The sequence below is a fragment of the Psychroserpens jangbogonensis genome, assembly GCF_000797465.1.
Classification (GTDB): Bacteria; Bacteroidota; Bacteroidia; order Flavobacteriales; family Flavobacteriaceae; genus Psychroserpens; species Psychroserpens jangbogonensis.
The window spans coordinates 13,661-34,244 of record NZ_JSWG01000012.1 but is presented as its reverse complement, the minus strand read 5'-3'; the positions used below and the strand labels follow the sequence as shown (position 1 = coordinate 34,244).

General features: G+C 34.8%; 15 protein-coding genes. 8 read left to right on the top strand and 7 right to left on the bottom strand.

The genetic code is table 11. The features are described from left to right. Positions 1-7 precede the first annotated feature (7 nt). From RH81_RS12185 to RH81_RS12170, 4 genes are read right to left on the bottom strand one after another with little or no spacing between them, the layout of a single operon-like run. Complete coding sequence (locus tag RH81_RS12185) at positions 8-835, bottom strand: alpha/beta hydrolase (protein WP_033960710.1); 828 nt, start codon at positions 833-835, stop codon at positions 8-10. Then, complete coding sequence (locus RH81_RS12180; RefSeq protein ID WP_033960702.1) at positions 836-1,198, bottom strand: cupin domain-containing protein; 363 nt, start codon at positions 1,196-1,198, stop codon at positions 836-838. A 50-nt stretch (positions 1,199-1,248) separates the two neighbouring features. After that, complete coding sequence (locus tag RH81_RS12175) at positions 1,249-1,806, bottom strand: hypothetical protein (RefSeq protein ID WP_033960701.1); 558 nt, start codon at positions 1,804-1,806, stop codon at positions 1,249-1,251. Between the two features lie 22 nt (positions 1,807-1,828). Continuing rightward, on the bottom strand, positions 1,829-3,358 hold the full coding sequence (locus tag RH81_RS12170) for a helicase HerA-like domain-containing protein (RefSeq protein WP_033960700.1): 1,530 nt from the start codon (positions 3,356-3,358) through the stop codon (positions 1,829-1,831). A 110-nt stretch (positions 3,359-3,468) separates the two neighbouring features. Here RH81_RS12170 and RH81_RS12165 point away from each other — a divergent pair, with 110 nt between their 5' ends. From RH81_RS12165 to RH81_RS12150, 4 genes are all read left to right on the top strand, one after another. Next, positions 3,469-4,101: a 7-carboxy-7-deazaguanine synthase QueE gene (locus RH81_RS12165; protein WP_033960699.1), complete on the top strand. Its 633-nt coding sequence runs from the start codon at positions 3,469-3,471 to the stop codon at positions 4,099-4,101. 103 nt (positions 4,102-4,204) lie between these two features. Continuing rightward, the gene (locus RH81_RS12160; RefSeq protein ID WP_033960697.1) at positions 4,205-6,223 is read left to right on the top strand and encodes an ATP-binding protein; all 2,019 of its coding nucleotides are present in this window, start codon (positions 4,205-4,207) and stop codon (positions 6,221-6,223) included. Between the two features lie 2 nt (positions 6,224-6,225). Next, positions 6,226-6,867, top strand: a complete 642-nt coding sequence (locus tag RH81_RS12155; protein ID WP_033960695.1) for a response regulator transcription factor — start codon at positions 6,226-6,228, stop codon at positions 6,865-6,867. A 217-nt stretch (positions 6,868-7,084) separates the two neighbouring features. Further along, positions 7,085-9,577: a tail fiber domain-containing protein gene (locus tag RH81_RS12150; RefSeq protein WP_033960693.1), complete on the top strand. Its 2,493-nt coding sequence runs from the start codon at positions 7,085-7,087 to the stop codon at positions 9,575-9,577. A 27-nt stretch (positions 9,578-9,604) separates the two neighbouring features. On the opposite strand, the gene RH81_RS17035 is transcribed toward RH81_RS12150, so the two are convergent. Then, positions 9,605-9,745 carry a hypothetical protein gene (locus RH81_RS17035; protein ID WP_161791987.1) on the bottom strand — a complete coding sequence of 47 codons (141 nt, stop codon included), beginning with the start codon at positions 9,743-9,745 and terminating at the stop codon, positions 9,605-9,607. Between the two features lie 107 nt (positions 9,746-9,852). Here RH81_RS17035 and RH81_RS12145 point away from each other — a divergent pair, with 107 nt between their 5' ends. Both RH81_RS12145 and RH81_RS12140 read left to right on the top strand, forming a co-directional pair. Continuing rightward, complete coding sequence (locus RH81_RS12145; protein ID WP_033960691.1) at positions 9,853-12,102, top strand: hypothetical protein; 2,250 nt, start codon at positions 9,853-9,855, stop codon at positions 12,100-12,102. A gap of 18 nt (positions 12,103-12,120) precedes the next feature. Continuing rightward, entirely contained in the window at positions 12,121-14,433 is a 2,313-nt protein-coding gene (locus tag RH81_RS12140) for a lamin tail domain-containing protein (protein WP_033960689.1), read from the top strand. A gap of 80 nt (positions 14,434-14,513) precedes the next feature. Here the strand turns inward: RH81_RS12140 and RH81_RS12135 are convergent, their stop codons facing one another. Both RH81_RS12135 and RH81_RS12130 read right to left on the bottom strand, forming a co-directional pair. Next, positions 14,514-15,059 carry a DUF2911 domain-containing protein gene (locus tag RH81_RS12135; RefSeq protein ID WP_033960687.1) on the bottom strand — a complete coding sequence of 182 codons (546 nt, stop codon included), beginning with the start codon at positions 15,057-15,059 and terminating at the stop codon, positions 14,514-14,516. Between the two features lie 101 nt (positions 15,060-15,160). Beyond that, entirely contained in the window at positions 15,161-16,435 is a 1,275-nt protein-coding gene (locus RH81_RS12130; RefSeq protein WP_033960685.1) for a YCF48-related protein, read from the bottom strand. A 181-nt stretch (positions 16,436-16,616) separates the two neighbouring features. Between RH81_RS12130 and asnB the strand changes: the two genes are divergently transcribed. After that, on the top strand, positions 16,617-18,278 hold the full coding sequence (gene asnB / locus RH81_RS12125) for an asparagine synthase B (protein ID WP_033960683.1): 1,662 nt from the start codon (positions 16,617-16,619) through the stop codon (positions 18,276-18,278). 294 nt (positions 18,279-18,572) lie between these two features. Further along, the gene (gene gyrB, locus RH81_RS12120) at positions 18,573-20,522 is read left to right on the top strand and encodes a DNA topoisomerase (ATP-hydrolyzing) subunit B (RefSeq protein WP_033960681.1); all 1,950 of its coding nucleotides are present in this window, start codon (positions 18,573-18,575) and stop codon (positions 20,520-20,522) included. Positions 20,523-20,584 lie beyond the last annotated feature (62 nt).

Below are 20,584 nucleotides of genomic sequence, written 5' to 3'. Positions count from 1 at the left end.
CAACAAACTAATTACTTACAAATGCCAAAATATGTTCATCAACAGTTTCAGACTTTAATCCGTGACCAAATCCTTCAGTAGTTATTAATTTAGAATTTTTGTAGAAATTTTTAAAATCTTCGGCATCACTATATGGAATTATAGAATCGTGTTTATCATGAATTAATAGGCCTTCAGCTGCTATGGTTTCTGAAAACTTCGCAGCATTAAAATGTTCTGGTTTATAATTAAAACGTTCATGAATAATGTTATTCATAGCTTTTGAAATTCTAGTGTTGTAACCCATCATATCAATATATCTTCCAAAAACATCTACAAAATTTGAAGGTGCTCCAAGCAATACTAGTTTTTCAATTGTAGGTAATTGATATTTATGTTGAAAAAACGTTGTTGCCATTCCACCAACAGAATGCCCAATAACAATATTTGCATTAAACTTTTGTGCTACAACATTAATACATTCAGAATATATTACAGCATTGAAGAGCTTTCCGCTTGATCTACCATGAGCCGGAGCATCAAGTGCAATGACATTAAAATCTGAAGCTGTAAGTTTTACAATTAAGTCTTTCCATCTAAACGAATTGCTTTCCCAACCATGCACCAACAAAACTGTATCTTTTTTGCCCAACCATCGGTAGGTCATGATACTCATGTCATTGTATTTTATGTCTTCAATAAATGCAGTTTCTAAGAAGTCTTTCTCTGATTCTTTTAATCTTTTTCTCTTAGGTGATGAAAATAATTTAATAGCCATTTTTCCTGCTGTTAGCGAAGAAAATAGACTAATAAAATTGATTATACTACCTATGAATTTTGCAATTATATATTTCATCTACTCTTCTCTATTAACTAATTCCATTGAAAAAGCTGGCTTACAAATAGCAATATATTCACAAACGTCGGTAAATGGATTTGAGTATTGAACTTTAGTGTTTTTTTCAATTTTAATTGACTGACCTTCTGCTAAGACCACTGTTTCTCCTTCAATTATAAATTGTTTTTTACCTTTAATTATAAAAGTATATTCGTCAAATTTTGGAGTTTGAAAAGGTTCACTCCAACCTGGAGGAGCAATCATATGAGCAATGCTTATTTCAGAATTGCCATCTGTGGCTAGTCCGAAGTGCTCATTAATAACTTTTCCATCAGTAGTAGGTACAACAAATGGGGAGTTTTGTACAGTGTATTTTCTCATTATTAAGTTTAATTTTTCAAAATCACAGCGTGTCAAAGACTGTTATTCTGCTACCAATATACCATGAAATATTTAATTTCAGCATTATCAGGTATTTGGACAGCTTCAATTTTTAAGTCCATGTTAAACTGTAAACTAGCTGGTAATTGTTTTTTGTCTATAGTAAATGAGGCATTAATCTCATTCACCGAAATGACTATTGAATTAATTAGTGTTGAAATTCCCGAAATTTTATAGTTGTTCTTTATATCTCCAAATGTGCTCATTGTAGATACATTTTTATCCGTTTTATATCGTGAATCTGTAATATGAATGCTTTTAATTACAGCAGTAGAATCTAAAGATTGCGTAGGAGTAAGGGTTAAGAGTTGTTTTCCAGTTGTATCGTAAATTTCTATGTCATTGATGTCTCCTGTAAACTCATCTCCCATGATATTTTTCACAATAGAATCTGAAGGGAAAATTAATTCTAAATCTTTAACCTGAGTAGAATCGGTTAGCAAACCAATGTGTTGCTTCCCAATTTGAAATGGATCTTGTTTTTTTTCTTTAGTACAACCAACAATGAGTAAGGCAATAAGTACTAATGTAACTAGGGATTTATTCATAAATATAAAAAATTGGGTATTGTTATTTTAATAATTTTGTCAGGATACCAAGAACACTTCTAATAACAGTTGGACTTGTTAATACTTTAATAATTGGGTTTTGTCTTGTGCTTGTTCGTCTTGTGCGTTGTTTCGTTTCGGCCTTTTTAAGTGCTTCTTTTTCCTTAAGTGCTTTTTCTTTAGCTTCTTCTGCTTCTGCAACCTCAATTTTTTTATTGAGCATTTCATAAGCACTTTCTCTATCTACTTCTTTGTTGTATTTTCTTGCTAATTTAGATTTTGCTAAAAGCGCACCTAATTCACTCTCACTTAAAATGTCCATTCTGCTCATTGGAGCTCGCATCATAGTAGCAGCCAAAGGCGTAGGTTTTCCTTTTTCGTTTAAAGCGGAAACAAGTGCTTCACCAATTCCTAAAGAAGTTAATACATCTGCAGTATCGTAAAACTCTGTATCAGGATAATTCTGTGCTGTGAGTTTAATCGCTTTTCTGTCTTTCGCTGTAAATGCTCTAAGTGCATGCTGAACTTTCAGTCCGAGTTGACCTAAAACAGCTTCTGGAACATCAGTTGGATTTTGGGTTACAAAATATAAACCAACACCTTTACTACGAATCAATTTAACGATACTTTCAATTTGATTTAATAAGGCTTTTGAAGCTTCATTGAAAATTAAATGCGCTTCGTCAATAAACATAATAAGTTCTGGACGACCACTATCACCTTGTTCAGGAAATGTAGAATATATTTCAGCCAATAAACTCAACATAAATGTTGAAAATAATTTTGGTCTATCTTGAATATCAGTTAATCTGATAATGTTGATATACCCTTTTCCTTCGTCATTAACACGCAATAAATCATCAACTTCAAACGAGGCCTCACCAAAGAATAAGTTAGCACCTTGCTGTTCTAGCTCAACTATTTTTCTCAAAATAGCTCCTGTAGATGCCGTTGAAATTCTTCCGTAAGCTTCTGTGAATTCAGCTTTACCTTCTTGGGTAGCATATTGTAATATTTTTTTGAAATCTTTTAAATCTAGTAATGGTAATTTGTTGTCATCACAGTATTTAAAAATCACTGCAACTACTCCAGATTGCGCATCAGAAAGGTCTAAAATCCGAGATAATAAAACGGGTCCAAATTCACTTACGGTTGCTCTTAAACGTACACCATCTTGTTCAGAAAGTGTCATGACTTCAACTGGAAATGACTTGGGATCAAATGGTATTCCGATTTTTTCGTGACGTTCATCAATTTTGGGGTGTCCTGGACTTGGCTTTGCCAAACCACTCAAATCACCTTTAATATCCATCAATAAAACAGGAACGCCTTTTTCACTTAAATTTTCAGCTAAAACCTGTAATGTTTTTGTTTTACCAGTACCAGTTGCACCAGCAATTAATCCATGTCTATTCATGGTTTTTAATGGCACATTAACAAATGCATTCGCCAATGTTTCACCATCTAACATGGCAGAACCTAAAGTGATATACTCACCTTTATTGGTGTTTCCTTCTGTGATTTCTTTTAAAAAATCGTCCGCTCTACTCATAATTCAAAATTTGCATAAAAATAGCATAATTTTAATCAAGTTTAAAATGTACTAAAATGAAAAATATATTGCTAGTGAATACTGCCAAGTAATCAATATATTTGCAGGCTATGACAAGAAGAGAACGACAAGAACAAATCGACAAAGGATTACTATTGCCTTTGATGGAAGAATTTTATACCATTCAAGGTGAAGGTTTTCATAAAGGTACCGCTGCATATTTTGTAAGAATTGGTGGCTGCGATGTTGGTTGTCATTGGTGTGATGTGAAAGAAAGCTGGTTAGCTGAATTGCATCCACCTACTGAAACTTCAACCATTGTCGAGAATGCTGTAAAGTATAGTAATACCATTGTTGTCACAGGTGGTGAGCCATTAACTTGGGATATGGGACCATTAACTGAGCAGTTAAAAGCTAAAGGTGTTCAAACTCATATTGAGACCTCAGGAGCTTATAAATTAACAGGTACTTGGGATTGGATTTGTCTATCTCCAAAAAAGATGAAACTACCTACAGATGAAGTCTATGAAAAAGCGCACGAATTGAAGTGCATCATCTATAATAAAGATGATTTTCGTTTTGCTGAAGAACAAGCGGAAAAAGTAAATAAAGATTGCATTTTGTATCTACAACCAGAATGGAGTAAGCGAGATAAAGTAGTTCCGCAAATTGTAGATTATGTCATGGCAAACCCAAAATGGAAGGTGTCTCTACAAACACATAAATATTTAAACATACCTTAAATTAGTTATAGTCAATGTGTTGAGTGTGGGTTTCTAAACTAAACCCATTTAAGCCCTATTTTGGGGTCTAAAAGAATTATCTTACAAATCTATCTAGGTTCTTATGAAGTACATTCTTATCGCCGTTATTTTATTATTTGGGTTCCAAATAACAGCTCAGGATATAGAATTACAAACCAAAATTGAATTTGCAAATTCTAAGATTCAGCAAACTCAAAAAAGGGAACGTCTTTTTTGGTTAGATAGCTTAACAAAACTCACATATCGTAATTCTGAATTAAAATACGATTCAATTGTACGTCAAACCATTTCTTTAGCGATATCATTAGATTCCTTAAGATTAGCATCTCAAAGAGTATCCGATTTAATTGGGTTTCAAAATAATTATTTAGGAAAGCCAGAAGAAGGACTCAAACTATTCAAAACCTATCATGAAAAATTAAGTAAAGGAACAGATTTTGGTCCAATTGGTTATATGTATTTAAATGCAGCAGATAGTTATTACTATACTGGAGATTTCGATACGTCATTTGAGTATTATGCAATCGCCAAGGATTACGCTTCAAAAGCAAAAGATGAGCGTTTAAAGGGCTATGCCATTATGTATACAGGTTATAATGAATCTGAATTAGGAGAATTCGCTGAAGCCTCTAAGCATTTAAAAGAAGCATCAAGTATATTCTCAAAATTGAAAGACACCACTAATATTCTTGGAGCAAAAAATGCATTAGCGATTCTCTATAGTAGAAATGCTTTTTATGAAGAGGCCGAAAAAGAACGGAATGAATCTATCATAATGATTGGTGATACAGATCGATATAGAGCTCTATCCAACTTATATTTCAATGCAGCTGAAGACAATAAAAGAATAGAAAGTTTTGAACAACAATTAGTAAATATTAAAGCGTGCTTTTTAGCAAATGAAAAAACAAATAATAGTTTTGTGGTAAAGCCTAGAATTTTAACGCAATTAGTCCATGCCTATTGTGAAAACGATAGCATAGTACAAGCTGAAACATATTTTGAAGAGCTGAAGATTATTTACCAAAAAGATGAAACGGATAGGCTAAAAGAAGAACTTGTAAAAGCAAAACGAGTTCTAGCATTTACAAAGGGCGATTACGAAAATGCGATAAAAAATAGCGCAGAGTTATTATCAATATTAAAAAACAAAAAAGCACATATTGGAGATATTGTTTCAGCCGAACAATACTTGGCAAAAGCTTATAAGGCAAATGGAGACGAGATTAATTATAAAAAGCACATTTTAAATCATTATGCCATTAAAGATTCGATTTCAAGTGTTCAAAAGTTAAAATCCCTAGCCTATTACCAAACACTCTACGAAACAGAAAAGCGAGATCTTGAAATTGAAAACCAAAAGGCAAGTATTAGTGTCCTAAATCTTAAAAATAAAAATAAAAACCAACTCTTACTTTTTGGGTCTTTGGGCTTACTAGTGCTGTTTGGTGGAATCATATTTTATCGTTCTTTTTTAACTGCCAAGCGAAGAGAATTAAGACAACAAGTATTTTCACAAGAGCTCATTAAAACTCAAGAAGAAGAACGTACCCGAATAGCAAAAGATTTACACGATGGCGTTGGGCAACAAATAACATTGCTGAAAATGAAGGCTCAAAATACAAATCAAACAGAATTGTCTAACCTTGCTCATGATGCTTTAGAAGAAGTGCGCAGTATTTCTAGAGATTTGTATCCTGTAACATTGGCTAAACTCGGACTTACAGATAGTATTGAACAATTATTATTAGATTTAGACGAAGAAACTGAGATGTTTATATCTTTAGAAATCGACGATGTTAATGAGCGTTTTAATGAAATTGAATCACTCAATTTTTACAGGTTTATTCAAGAATCTGTGAATAATGTGCTGAAACATGCCAATGCAAAAACATTAATTGTCAATATTTTGAAACAAACTGACGGCATTAAAATCTTAATAAAAGATAACGGTCAAGGTTTTGATGTTGGTGATAAGATTACACAAAACAGTTTGGGTTTAAAAACCATGGCAGAGCGTATCAGCATGTTAAAAGGCAGTTTTTCCATTAAAAGTAAAAGAGCAGAAGGCACATCCATATTAGTTCAAATCCCAGTTTAAAAATGAATAGCAATATCACATTAATTGTAGCAGACGATCATCCTATTTTATTAAATGGTTTAGTCAATCAACTTAAAGATTATAATTACGAGGTCCTTGCTGTCGCAGAAAATGGTGCAGTAGCTTTAGATAAGATTATGGATTTAAAACCAGATATAGCTGTTTTAGACGAACAAATGCCATTACTCACAGGATTTGAAGTCATCCAGAAATGCAAAGAAAAAGGCTCAGATACTAAATTTATCATCCTCAGCTCACATAAAGAAAAAGCCTTTGTTTATAAAGCGAAAAAATTGAATATTTGGGGTTACATCTTAAAAGACGAACCGTTTGAAGAATTACATAACTGTATTCAAAGTGTGCATAAAGGAACACCATACTTTAGCCTTGTTTTTGATACTATTTTTAATGATGAAGTCGCTCCACAAATGCAAAAATTAAAATTACTTTCGGCTTCAGAACGAACTATTGTGAAGTTAGTTGCCGAAGGAAAATCTACCAAAGATATCGCAGAATTGTTGTCCTTGTCCATGAGAACGATAGACAAACACCGTTCTAATATTATTTCAAAATTAGGTCTTGTTAAAGAGAAAGATATACTTACCAATTGGGCAAAAGAAAATATTGAATTCGTTAATTATTAGTAATTTACTCTAGTTTATTACTAAGTAGTACTACGTAGTTTTTGCGTTAACTACGTATTGTTTGCACCAAGAATTTAAATTATGTTTGTATCATAAAAGTATATTCCTTGCCAACTGATAGCCGCTAAGGTCTTAGATGATATCTAAAGATTCGTTTTCTTCTTCCCCAGAGAATCGGGCTGCTTTATAATACTAACCAACCAAAACCAATATTAAAATGAAGAGAATTACTCTAGCATTGCTCATGTTGTTTACTTTAACAACAGTTGCCCAATCAAACAGTATCAATTACAAAGCCTTAATTAAAGATGCCAGTAATGCAGTCGTTGCCAACACACAAGTCACTGTGCAGTTTCGTGTTTTACAAGGTGTTGCACAAGCCAACGTGTATCAAGAAACACACACACCAACCACAGATGCCAATGGTATCATTATTATTAATATTGGAGATGGTGTAGTTAATAGTGGTGTCTATGCCAATATTGATTGGTCTAGCGACGATCATTTTTTAAACACTCAAATAGATTCTGGTAGTGGTTTAACAAACATGGGGACCACAGGTTTTAATGCTGTGCCTTATGCCTTGAGTGCTAAAACTGCAGAAACAGCATCCAATGTCACAGGTTTAGAAACCATAAATGAAGGCAATGGCAATGGTTTAGTAAAAGTAGGTAGAGTTGCTGCTAATTATGGATCTATTGGTTTAAATGCTGTGGATTTGACTTATTCTTCCGGCGCGAGTACGACTCTAGGAGCTACTGGTCTCTATTCAGCGGCTACTGGTTTTCAAACCACTGCAATAGGAGATTATTCTACAGCAATGGGATGGTTAACAGAAGCCTCAGGTGATTATTCCACAGCAATGGGTCGTACAAACACAGCATCAGGGCATTTTTCCACTGCAATGGGTATAAGTAATCAAGCCTCAGGAATTAGATCAACAGCAATGGGTGCAGGATCAACCGCTTCGGGGGATAATTCAATGGCATTAGGTCATCTAGCAATAGCCGAGAGTTGGGGGCAAACCACTTTAGGAAACTATAATGTTGCAACAACAGCACAAAATACTACAGCTTTTGATCCTTTAGATCGTTTATTAGTTGTTGGTAATGGAGTATTCAATTCACATAGTGACGCCTTAGTCATTTTAAAAAATGGTACAATTACAGCACCAAGTTTTGGTATAGCAGAAATTACAGACGCTAAAGCTTTAGTGACTAAAGAGTTTGCAGATGCTAATTATATAGATGCTGTATTTAGTGGAGATTATAACGATTTAACGAATGCACCTGATACACCTCTTAGTTTCAATACCACCAGCAACACAGGAATTGAATCGACTACTAACACAGCAATAGGAGATTATTCTATCGCAATGGGATGGTTAACAGAAGCCTCAGGTGATTATTCCACAGCAATGGGTCGTCAAACAATAGCATCAGGGCTTTTTTCCACTGCAATTGGTATAGGAACAACAGCCTCAGGAACTAGATCAACGGCAATGGGTGCCGGATCAACCGCTTCTGGGGATAATTCAATGGCATTAGGTCATCTAGCAATAGCCGAGAGTTGGGGGCAAACCACTTTAGGAAACTATAATGTTGCAACAACAGCACAAAATACTACAGCTTTTGATCCTTTAGATCGTTTATTAGTTGTTGGTAATGGAGTATTCAATTCACATAGTGACGCCTTAGTCATTTTAAAAAATGGTACCATTACAGCGCCAAGTTTAGGTATTTCAGAAATTACAGACGCTAAAGCTTTAGTAACTAAAGAGTTTGCAGATGCTAATTATATCGATGCTGGCTTTAGCGGTGATTATAATGATTTAACGAATACACCTGATACACCGTTTACTTTCAATACCACCAGCAACACAGGAATTGAATCTGCTTCTAATACCGCAAGTGGAGTAGGTGCAACAGCGTTTGGTAGCTCTAATACAGCCTCAGGTGATTATTCCACAGCAATGGGTCGTACAAACACAGCATCAGGGCATTTTTCCACTGCAATAGGTCAAGGAACAACAGCCTCAGGAACTAGATCAACAGCAATGGGTGCCGGATCAACCGCTTCTGGGGATAATTCAATGGCATTAGGTAGTCTAGCAATAGCCGAGAGTTGGGGGCAAACCACTTTAGGAAACTATAATGTTGCAACAACACCACTAAATACTACAGCTTTTGATCCTTTAGATCGTTTATTAGTTGTTGGTAATGGCTATTACCTAGCACATAGTGACGCCTTAGTCATTTTAAAAAATGGTAATGCCACATTAGCAGGTTCATTAACTCAAAACTCAGACCGTCGCTTAAAAACAGACATAAAGGATTTGAACTATGGGCTAAATACCATTTTACAACTTAATCCTGTAAGTTATTACTGGAAAAAACATAGAGATTCTCAAAGTCACAGAAGTTTAGGACTTATAGCACAAGAGGTTCAGCCAATTTTAAAGGAGTTGATTAGCGTTGGAAGGGATGAGAATAAAACCTTAAGTCTAGACTATGTGAGTTTAGTACCTGTGTTAATAAAAGGCATGCAAGAGCAGCAAGCTATTATTGAAACACAAGCCAAAAAAATTGAAGCGCTAGAGAAAAAAGAAAAATTATATGCCAGTTTAGAGGCAAGGCTTTCTGCTTTAGAAACTGCAAAAACAAATGAAGATGAGGTTGCTGTAGCAACAATAGAAACAACAAAAGAGTAACTTATGAAACATATATTTAAAACAATACTAATCAAAACCAATACATAAATGAAGAGCATTGTTCCTGTTGTTTATAATTACAACATGAGCTATCCAACGGTTAATTCGTTGATCTAACGGTAACATAACCACTTGATTTTCCATTCGTACAATAGATGTTGATGTCATTTTATTTAAGTCTACATTCGAGTAGAATCAAAGAATCCTAGCGTGCTAATTCATGCAAAGGTCTTATATGTTAACTAAAGATTTTACAAACCGAAACCAATACTAAAATGAAAAAAATTTCGCTCGCAGTGCTCTTATTGTTTACAATAACAACAATGGCACAATCTAACAGTATCAATTACAAAGCGCTTATTAAAGATGGCAACAACGCTGTTGTGGCTAATACACAAGTGACTGTGCAATTTATTATTTATCAAGGTGCAGGAGAAACTAATAATGTGTATCAAGAAACGCACACACCAACGACTGATGCCAATGGTATCATCATTATTAATATAGGTGATGGTACAGTTAACAGTGGTATTTATGCCAATATCAACTGGTCAAATGACGACTATTTTTTAAACACACAAATTAACTCAGGCTCTGGTCTTACAGATATGGGTACAACAGGTTTTAATGCAGTACCTTATGCCTTGAGTGCTAAAACTGCTGCTAATGTCACAGGTTTAGAAGCTATAGACGAAGGCAATGGCGATGGCTTAGTAAAAATAGACAGAATCGCTGCTAATTTTGGGAATGTTGGTGCGAATGCTGTGGATTTGAGCTATTCTTCAACTGCTAGTTTAACAAAAGGAGCCACTGGTCAGTACTCAGCCGTAATGGGAGCAAACACAGAAGCGTCAGGATATAATTCAACAGCATTAGGAGATGGCACAATGGCTTCTGGAAGTCGTTCAACAGCTCTTGGTCATAATAACGAAGCATCAGGTGCAACATCAATAGCAATGGGCTTTGGTTCAACATCAACAGGGACAATTTCGACCGCAATGGGATTCTTTACAAATTCTCTAGGTCAATATTCAACCGCAATGGGTATTAATACTATTGCTCGTGCCTATGATGTTGTAGCTCTTGGTCGTTTTAATGTTGGTGGAGGTACAACAGATAGCTGGGTAGAAACTGATCCCTTATTTGAAATTGGTAATGGATCTAATAATAGTAATAAGAGTAATGCCTTAACCATACTTAAAAATGGTAATGCAACACTAAACGGAACCTTAACAGCAAGTGTTGATTCTGCTCCAGATATTATTGTAAGTGGTACTCAAAATACAACTTCTGGCGATGATGGTATTATTTCTTCAGACCCGAATTATTTAGGAAGTGATATTTTTCTTCGTAGTTATGATGCTGTCCATATACAGTTGGATTATGATGAAAATGAAACGGGTGATTTCGTTGTCCAAAATGGTTCAGCTAATCAGGTTTTTAAAGTAAATGATGATGGTGTGATTACGGCGCCAAGTTTTGAGATCTCAGAAATTACAAATGCGAAAGCTTTAGTGACGAAAGAGTATGCAGATGCTAATTATATAGATGCTACATTTAGCGGTAATTATAATGATCTTTCTAATGTACCAGTTCTGTTTAATGGTGATTATAACAATTTAACCAATCAGCCAACGCTCTTTAGTGGAAGTTATAATAATTTAACTGATTTACCAGTATTATTCACTTCTGCAGATGAAACAGATCCAAAAGTTGCTTCGGTTACAACCAATACAGTTCCTAAATGGGATGGTACAAGTTTAGTGGACGGTTCTATATCTGATGTCGATGGAGATATAGGAATTGGTACTACAAGTCCAGACCCTTCAGCACAATTAGATGTAAACTCTACAACAAAAGGATTTCTACCGCCACGTATGTCAGAGGTTGAGCGTAATTCAATTGCAGCACCAGTGGCTGCAGGTTTAATCGTCTGGTGTACCAATTGTGGTGACAATGGAGAAGTTCAAGTATATAACGGTACAGAATGGACTAATATCATTGGAGGCACAGCTAGTGCAGCTCCAGCCTTAGGAGATTTCTATAAAGGAGGTTATATTTTTTACTTAGATGCTAGTGGTGAACATGGTTTGATAGCTGCAACTGCAGACTTGCCAGCAAGTTCTTGGGGATGCGTTGGGACAGGTGTTGGTACGGCTGCTGCAGTAGGCAGTGGACAGGCTAATACAACGGCTATTGTTAATAATGCTTGTCATATGGCAGACGGTTTTACATTGGCAGGCGAGGCATGTGATAACTATGATGATGGCACCTATAGTGATTGGTTTTTACCCTCAAGATTCGAGTTACAATTAATGTGGACTAATCTCGCGGATTCAGATCAAAATGGAATTAATACTGGTCCAGGAGATTCAGGAAATATTGGTGGTTTTCAGACGGGTAACTATTGGAGTTCTTTTGAAAACGGAAGTAATAACGCGTTTATTAGGGGATTTGGTTCTGGAAATGAAAACAATTTCAGTAAAATCCATTCTTTGCAAGTACGTCCAGTTCGGGCTTTTTAATTAAAAAAATAAAAGAATATGAAACACATATTAAAAACAGTAATTACCAGCTTGATTGCCATAAGTTTTTGCCAAGCGCAAACGCTTTATAAAACAAGCATAGACAGTGGAGGAGATAATGTAAAAGTGGGCAATACCAAAGTGCTCTACACTATTGGTGAAGTCCATGTGCAAGAGTTAACCGTTGCTAACACCTATGTATCTGAAGGCTTTATAAGTCCACAAGAAAAAATAGAGGTCATCATCACCGAAATCATGCAAAATCCAGATGCGGTTACTGATGCCAATGGCGAATATTTTGAGGTGTATAACCCAACAAAGCTGCCTATTAATTTAAAAGGTTGGACTATAAAAGATGATTTGGCAGATGCCTCACCACATGTTATTGCGAGTGATGTGATTATACCTTCAGATGGTTTTGTAGTCTTAGCACGTAATAGTGTTTTAGCAAGCAATGGAAATGTAGTGGTTGATTATCAGTATGCAAGTACGATACTCAATAACACGGCAGATGTTCTTATTTTGGAAGACGGCGAAAACACGCAAATAGATATTACGTCTTACGATGGAGGACCAGTTTGGCCAAATCCAGTTGGCGCTTCTATGGAATATGTTGGTAGTAACATTCAAGATAATAACGATGGAAACTTATGGGCAGCAGCCAAAAGATCAGAAGGCATTGATGCACCAGATTTAGGGTCGCCAGGAACTAGTGGTTCTAACCAAATCGTTAACCATTTAGTGTATGACAATGATGCGTGGAATGAAACACCAACACCAAATACTGGTATTAAAAATGCTGTAGTTATGGAAGGTGAATCTACTATCATAGCGTCAGATGTTTCTGTATTAAGCTTAAAAGTGAGAGAAGGCGCAGATGCCACGATTAATACTGGAGTGACTTTAACAGCACCAACAGTGACTTTAGAATCGTCATCAACATCATACTCTAGTTTAATTCTTGATGGTTCAATAACTGGAACAATTTACTACAATCGCCATGTAAATATTAATGGTTCTGGTGAAACTGGTAGTAATGATTTAATTTCTCCGCCTTTGACAGGTCAAGCATTTAATACGTTTGCTTCTGCTAATCCAAATATTTTAAGTAATTCTGGTGGAACTTTATTCTTGTTTGGTCCTTATGATAAAACAGTTGGTGAATACCTTACATATGCTGATACTGAAACTGCAACTCTAGATGCTGGAGTTGGCTACAGAGCTGCCTCTGACGATAATGGTACATTTACATTTACTGGAACTGCTAATAATGGCACTATAACTCATGACATTACAAATTCTGGACCAACAGAAGTAGAATGGAACCTTGTTGGAAATCCTTATCCTTCATATTTAAATGTTCAGGATTTCCTTCTTCATGAAGTTAGTACTGGTGTTAGCAATTTAAGTTTAATGAACTTTGGAACTGCTGCAATATATGGCTATGACGGAACTGTATTAGATGGCTGGACCATTTATAATTTGGCAAATACAACAGCTTCTACGGTAATTGCTCCAGGTCAAGGATTTTTTGTGAGTGCAGATCCAACTAATGCTCCTCTTTATGATTTAGAATTTACTCCAGCAATGAGAGCTACAGGTGCAAGTGATGATTTTATTTTAGGTCGAAATAATGAATTTGTAAATACCCATTTAAAATTACAATTGTCAAATAACAATACGTCTAAAAGCACCGATTTTTATTTTATTGAAAACACAACCTTAGGATTAGATCCAGGGTATGACGCTGGAGTTTGGGGAAACAATGCTGGCGGTTTTTCAATTTATTCTGAACTTGTCGAAGACAATACAGGTATTGATATGGCTATTCAATCCTTGCCAAATGAAGATTTTGAATCCATAGTCATTCCTTTAGGAATCAATTCAAATGCAAGCGAACAAATAACGGTTAGTATTTTAGAATCAGATTTACTAGCATCAACAGATGTGTTTTTAGAAGATCGATTGAATAATACCTTTACCTTATTAAATCAAACTGATTTTGTAATGACTCCCAATTTGAATTTAGTTGGCACAGGTCGTTTCTTTTTAAGATTTGCTGATGAAACTCTTGGCACATCTGAAAACGAGTTAGAGGATTTGAAGATTTTCACAACTAAAACGCCACGAGCGTTAACAATTAGTGGTCAGTTGTTTGAAAAAACACAATTGCAGTTATTTGATGTAAGAGGTCGATTGGTTTTAGAAACTGATTTAGAACCTACTTTGAACGTTCATACAATAGATGTGGCAAGTTTAGAAGATGGTGTGTATATAGTTCAACTTGATAATTCAAGTCAAGCAAAAACTCAAAAAGTAATTATTAGATAGTTAGAATTAGACATAAAAAAACGCCTTAAAAATCTTAAGGCGTTTTTTTTTATGTTCTGAAATATCAGAGTAATTGTTTTTTATCTTGCAAAAGGAATAGTAATACGTACGTCATCCCAAGCTAAGTGCATTTCTATGCCTTTATCTGCTTCTGAGAAAGCAATAGAAAATACTTCCATTGACTCCTTTGCTATTACAACCGGAACGGTTACTCTAGCAAAATCGTTTTCTTCATTGTAAGAATAACTCCCCCAAACATTAAGGTCTTTACTAATAATAGCTGTCCATTCTGTTTCGCCAGGAATCACATAAAATGTGTAAGTGCCAGCATCTACTTTCTTTTCACCGAACACCATTGTAGTGTAAAGAGTTAATTCAGCAGCTTCATTTGCTCCAGTTCTCCATACTTCGCCGTTAGGAGCTAGTTTTTCAAGTGGACGTTCTTTTAACTGTGGTCTGCTGTATACAATTTTAATTAGCTTTTTAGATTCTTTATAACTTGTAGGGTATGATGCCGCATCCATCGGGCTTTTATCTAAGTCAGCATAATCCTGTGCATTGATATTAATAGATACAAGCATTAAAAATGCCATAGAAATAGTTGAAATAAGCGTTGATTTCTTCATAATTGTTTTAGGTGTTTTTGAATTTTTTCTAAATTTAGAACCTATTGGTCTTAATATTATATTAAATGTCGCAATTACATGTTAAAGTTTACAATAAAAGATTACTTCTTTATAAACTTTAAAGAGGACCTTCCAGAATTGTTATGAAAATCAATAAAGTAAGTTCCCGATGCTAATTCTGAAACATTAAAGTTGTAGCTCTTTAAAGTCTTTTGAACTATGATGTCTCGAGATAACCGTTTTACGAATTTTCCGTTTATGTCGTAAAGCTCAATAAGAATATTGTCGTCACTCTTAAAATTAATGGTAAATTCTAAATTAGTTTCCACGGGATTTTGAAAAATTGAAATATCTAAATGTTCATTGTCTTCTTGACTTAAGTCTTCAACACTTAAGGTATCTTCCGTGTATTTGTAAACTGTAGTTCCAGAGGCATACGCTGTAGTAGAGTTAATAATGAAAATCCGATTTAAATTATTACCAATATTTAAGTCATTCCAAGTTTGACCTCCATCTAAAGTTTCTTGAAAACCTGTAGTATGTCCACCCATCCATCCATGGTTTTCTGTAATAAAGCCAACCGCTTGAATTTCGGTTTCTGCAGCTTCAAAGCTGTCCCAATTAACACCGCCATCAATTGATTTAATTAATTTTCCATTAATTCCTCCTACAGATGATACGGCTCCAAACATGACATCAGTATTGCCTTCAAGAGTTTGTAATTTCCATACGTATTCACCACTTAAATTTGTGTTGTAAATCTCTGTCCAAGATATTCCGCCATCTATTGTTTTTAAAATCAGTCCACCATCAGCGCCACTTCCAGAAGCGAATCCTGTAAGTTCATCTAAAAATAAAACTTCTACCAAACCATTGGCATAACTGGACATATCAGTAAAGGTCCAAGTATCTCCACTATCTATTGATTTTATAATGTGAGCTGGATTAAAATAAGCACCACAGCCATAAACGGTTGAAGTTCCAACAGCATCAAGGCCACAAAGTGCATTAGGATTTGGAGTTATGTTTGTGACTTCAGTCCAATTTGTTCCTCCATCAATGGTTTTGAAGAACGTACCGTTTAGTGTTCCAATAAAACCAATGTCTTCATTTAAAAATTCGATGTTTCTAAAATAGTATCCACCAGGTATATCATTTTCATTGAGCTGTTCAGTCCAATTCAAACCTCCATCAGTAGTTTTGTAAACAGCTGCATAGTATCCATTAGCTGCCCAGCCTAAATTTTCATTTAAAAAAAACACGTCGTCAAAACGTTGACCATTAGGATTTGAGAGAATGTTTGGAGCAGGTTGCCATGTGGATTGTGCACCAATACTAATGCTAAATAACAGGAAGAACAGTTTTGCTAATTTCATGAGCTTATTTCTACTTTCAAATTACAAAGTTAAGAATCTGAATTTTAGTCAAAGAATTATTTTTAGTATTAAAATTGACTTTTTGGTTACAAAGTGTAAGTTAAATTATGCTTTATGTTTTAAATATTAAACTTATAATTGATATTTGTATTCTATTAATAATCAAAAAAGAAATTTAGTTATGTGCGGAATTGTATGTGCGTTTGATCTAAAACAGAAATCAGAAGAATTAAGACCTCAGTTATTGGAGATGGCTAAACGTATTCGTCATCGTGGACCAGATTGGAGTGGAATATATAGTGATGAAAAAACCATAATGGCTCATGAGCGATTAGCAATTGTTGATCCAGCTTCAGGTAAACAACCTTTATTGAGCGAAGATAAACAACTCATTTTAGCAGCTAATGGAGAGATTTATAACCATCGTGAGTTGCGTAAACAGTTTCCTTCTTATCAATTTCAAACCGAAAGTGATTGCGAAGTAATTTTGGCTTTGTACCAAGAAAAGGGAGTGAGTTTTTTAGACGAACTTAATGGTATTTTTGGCTTCGCTATTTATGATGTCGAGAAAGACGAGTATTTTATTGCTCGCGATCATATGGGCATTATTCCATTATATATTGGTTGGGATCAAAATGGAACCTTTTATGTCGCTTCAGAATTAAAAGCTTTGGAAGGCGTATGTACAAAAATTGAATTATTTCCTCCTGGACATTATTTGAGTAGTAAAGATGGCAAGTTTGTGCAATGGTATAAGCGTGATTGGACAGACTATAATGCCGTAAAAGATAACGAAACAAGTATTGCTGAAATTAAGGAAGCGCTTGAAGCTGCCGTTCATAGACAATTAATGAGTGATGTACCTTATGGTGTTTTATTATCTGGTGGATTAGATTCGTCTATCACGTCTGCAATAGCAAAAAAATATGCACAAAAACGAATTGAATCTGATGATAAGTCCGAAGCATGGTGGCCACAATTACACAGTTTCTCTGTAGGATTAGAAGGTTCGCCAGATTTGGCTGCAGCACAAAAAGTAGCAGATCATATTGGTACAGTGCATCACGAAATAAAATTTACCATTCAAGAAGGTTTAGACGCAATAAAAGATGTCATATATAACCTTGAGACTTATGATATTACTACTATTCGGTCAAGTACGCCAATGTATTTAATGGCTCGTGTTATTAAGTCAATGGGAATTAAAATGGTATTGTCTGGTGAAGGAGCCGATGAATTACTTGGTGGTTATTTGTATTTCCATAAAGCACCAAATGCTCAAGAGTTTCATGAAGAAACGGTTCGTAAATTAGAAAAACTACACATGTACGATTGCTTAAGAGCAAATAAAAGTTTAGCTGCTTGGGGAATTGAAGGACGTGTTCCTTTTTTAGACAAAGAATTTATGGATGTGGCTATGAGGATCAATCCTAAAGATAAGATGATTAATGGCGAACGTATGGAAAAATGGGTGCTTAGAAAAGCGTTTGAAGATATGTTACCTGAAAGTGTAGCTTGGAGACAAAAAGAACAGTTTAGTGATGGCGTAGGTTATAGTTGGATTGATACTTTAAAAGAAGTGGTAGATGCTGAAGTTTCTGATGAGCAATTGGCAAATGCCAAATATAAGTTTCCATTACAAACGCCTGCTAACAAAGAAGAGTTTTATTACAGAACAATTTTTGCGGAGCATTTCCCTAGTGATGCAGCTGCTTTATCTGTTCCACAAGAAGCTAGTGTAGCTTGTAGTACACAAATTGCATTAGAGTGGGATGAGGCATTTAAAAATATGAATGACCCTTCAGGAAGAGCTGTTTCTAAAGTTCACGATAAAGCTTATTAAAAGGTATAATTAGAGCCTATTAGTATTAATAATTGAAATCAAAATCTCGCTTCTGCGAGATTTTGTGTTTTTAGCACTTTTCCGAAGATGTTAAAAAGCAACAAAATTCATTTTAAGCTATTTTTTATTCGATTTAAGACACTTTTGAGTAATTAACAAATGTTGATAATTATTGATCTCATTCAATAAAAAGCTTTTAAAAAGCCTTCTGATTTCGTATCTTTGTTTGTATTCAAAAGGATGCTTAGTGCATCTTTTTTTATGCGACGTATAATTCAAAATAAATAACAATTTATGAGCGATAAAAAAGAAGAGTTTAATAAGGATAATTATTCAGCTGATAGCATTCAAGCCTTAGAAGGAATGGAGCATGTGCGTATGCGTCCTTCCATGTATATTGGAGACACTGGTACAAGAGGTTTACACCATTTGGTATATGAAGTTGTCGATAACTCTATTGATGAGGCTTTAGCTGGTCATTGTGATAATATTACTGTAATTATTAATGAAGATAATTCCATTACAACAGAAGATGATGGTCGTGGTATTCCTGTAGATTTACATAAAAAAGAAGGTGTTTCTGCACTTGAGGTTGTAATGACTAAAATTGGTGCAGGTGGAAAGTTCGATAAAGATTCTTACAAGGTTTCTGGTGGATTACATGGTGTTGGTGTAAGTTGTGTTAACGCTTTATCAGATCATTTAAAAGCAACTGTCTTCAGAAAAGGAGAAATCTGGGAGCAAGAATATGAAAAAGGTAAGGCAATGTATCCTGTTAAGAAGGTTGGTACAACCGATAAAAGAGGAACAATAGTTACGTTTAAGCCAGATGCTACAATTTTCACACAAACCTTAGAATATAATTACGATACTTTGGCTAGTCGTTTACGTGAGTTAGCATACCTTAATAAAGGTATTACAATTCATTTAGTAGATAAACGTCATAAAAAAGATGATGGTGAGTTTGAAGGTGAAACATTCCATTCAACTGAAGGTCTTAAGGAATTTATCCAATTTCTTGATGCAACAAGAGAGCCTTTAATGAAAGATGTAATTGCTTTTGAAGGTGAGAAAAACGGAGTTCCTGTTGAGGTTGCCATGATTTATAATACCTCTTATGCTGAGAATTTACATTCTTATGTAAATAATATTAACACACATGAAGGTGGTACGCATTTATCAGGTTTTAGAAGAGGATTAACGCATACACTTAAGAAGTATGCTGATTCTTCTGGAATGTTAGATAAATTGAAGTTTGACATTGCTGGTGATGATTTCCGAGAAGGTTTAACAGCTATTATATCTGTAAAAGTTCAAGAACCTCAATTTGAAGGACAAACAAAAACAAAATTAGGTAACAGAGAAGTATCTGCTTCTGTAAGTCAAGCAGTATCAGAAATGTTAACTGATTATCTTGAAGAAAATCCTGACGATGCTAAAATCATTGTTCAAAAAGTAATTCTTGCTGCTCAAGCTCGTCACGCTGCACAAAAAGCACGTGATATGGTGCAACGTAAATCTGTAATGAGTATTGGAGGTTTGCCTGGGAAATTATCTGATTGTTCAGAACAAGATCCTACAAAATGTGAAATTTACCTTGTCGAGGGAGATTCGGCAGGTGGAACAGCAAAAATGGGACGTGATAGAGCATTTCAAGCGATTTTACCATTAAGAGGTAAAATTCTTAACGTGGAGAAAGCAATGACTCATAAGGTTTTTGAAAACGAAGAAATCAAAAATATCTTTACAGCTCTTGGTGTAACTATAGGTACAGAAGAGGATAGCAAAGCACTTAACCTTTCAAAATTAAGATACCATAAAATTGTGATTATGTGTGATGCCGATATTGATGGTAGTCACATTGAAACACTGATTTTGACGTTCTTTTTCAGATACATGAAAGAATTGATTGAAAATGGACATATTTATATTGCAACACCACCTTTATTTTTAGTTAAAAAAGGTGCTAAGAAAGAATACGCATGGAATGATGAAGAGCGTTTGGCATTAATGGAACTATATGGAGATGGAGCGAAAATTCAACGTTATAAAGGTCTTGGGGAAATGAATGCTGTTCAACTTTGGGATACTACAATGAATCCTGAGTTTAGAACATTACGTCAAATACAAATTGATAATGGTGTAGAAGCCGATCGAGTATTCTCTATGCTTATGGGTGACGAAGTGCCACCTCGTAGAGAGTTTATTGAAAAGAATGCTATTTATGCGAATATTGATGCATAATTTATAATCATTAAAGTAAAAAGGCGCTTATAATTATAAGCGCCTTTTTTATTAGTTCTTAC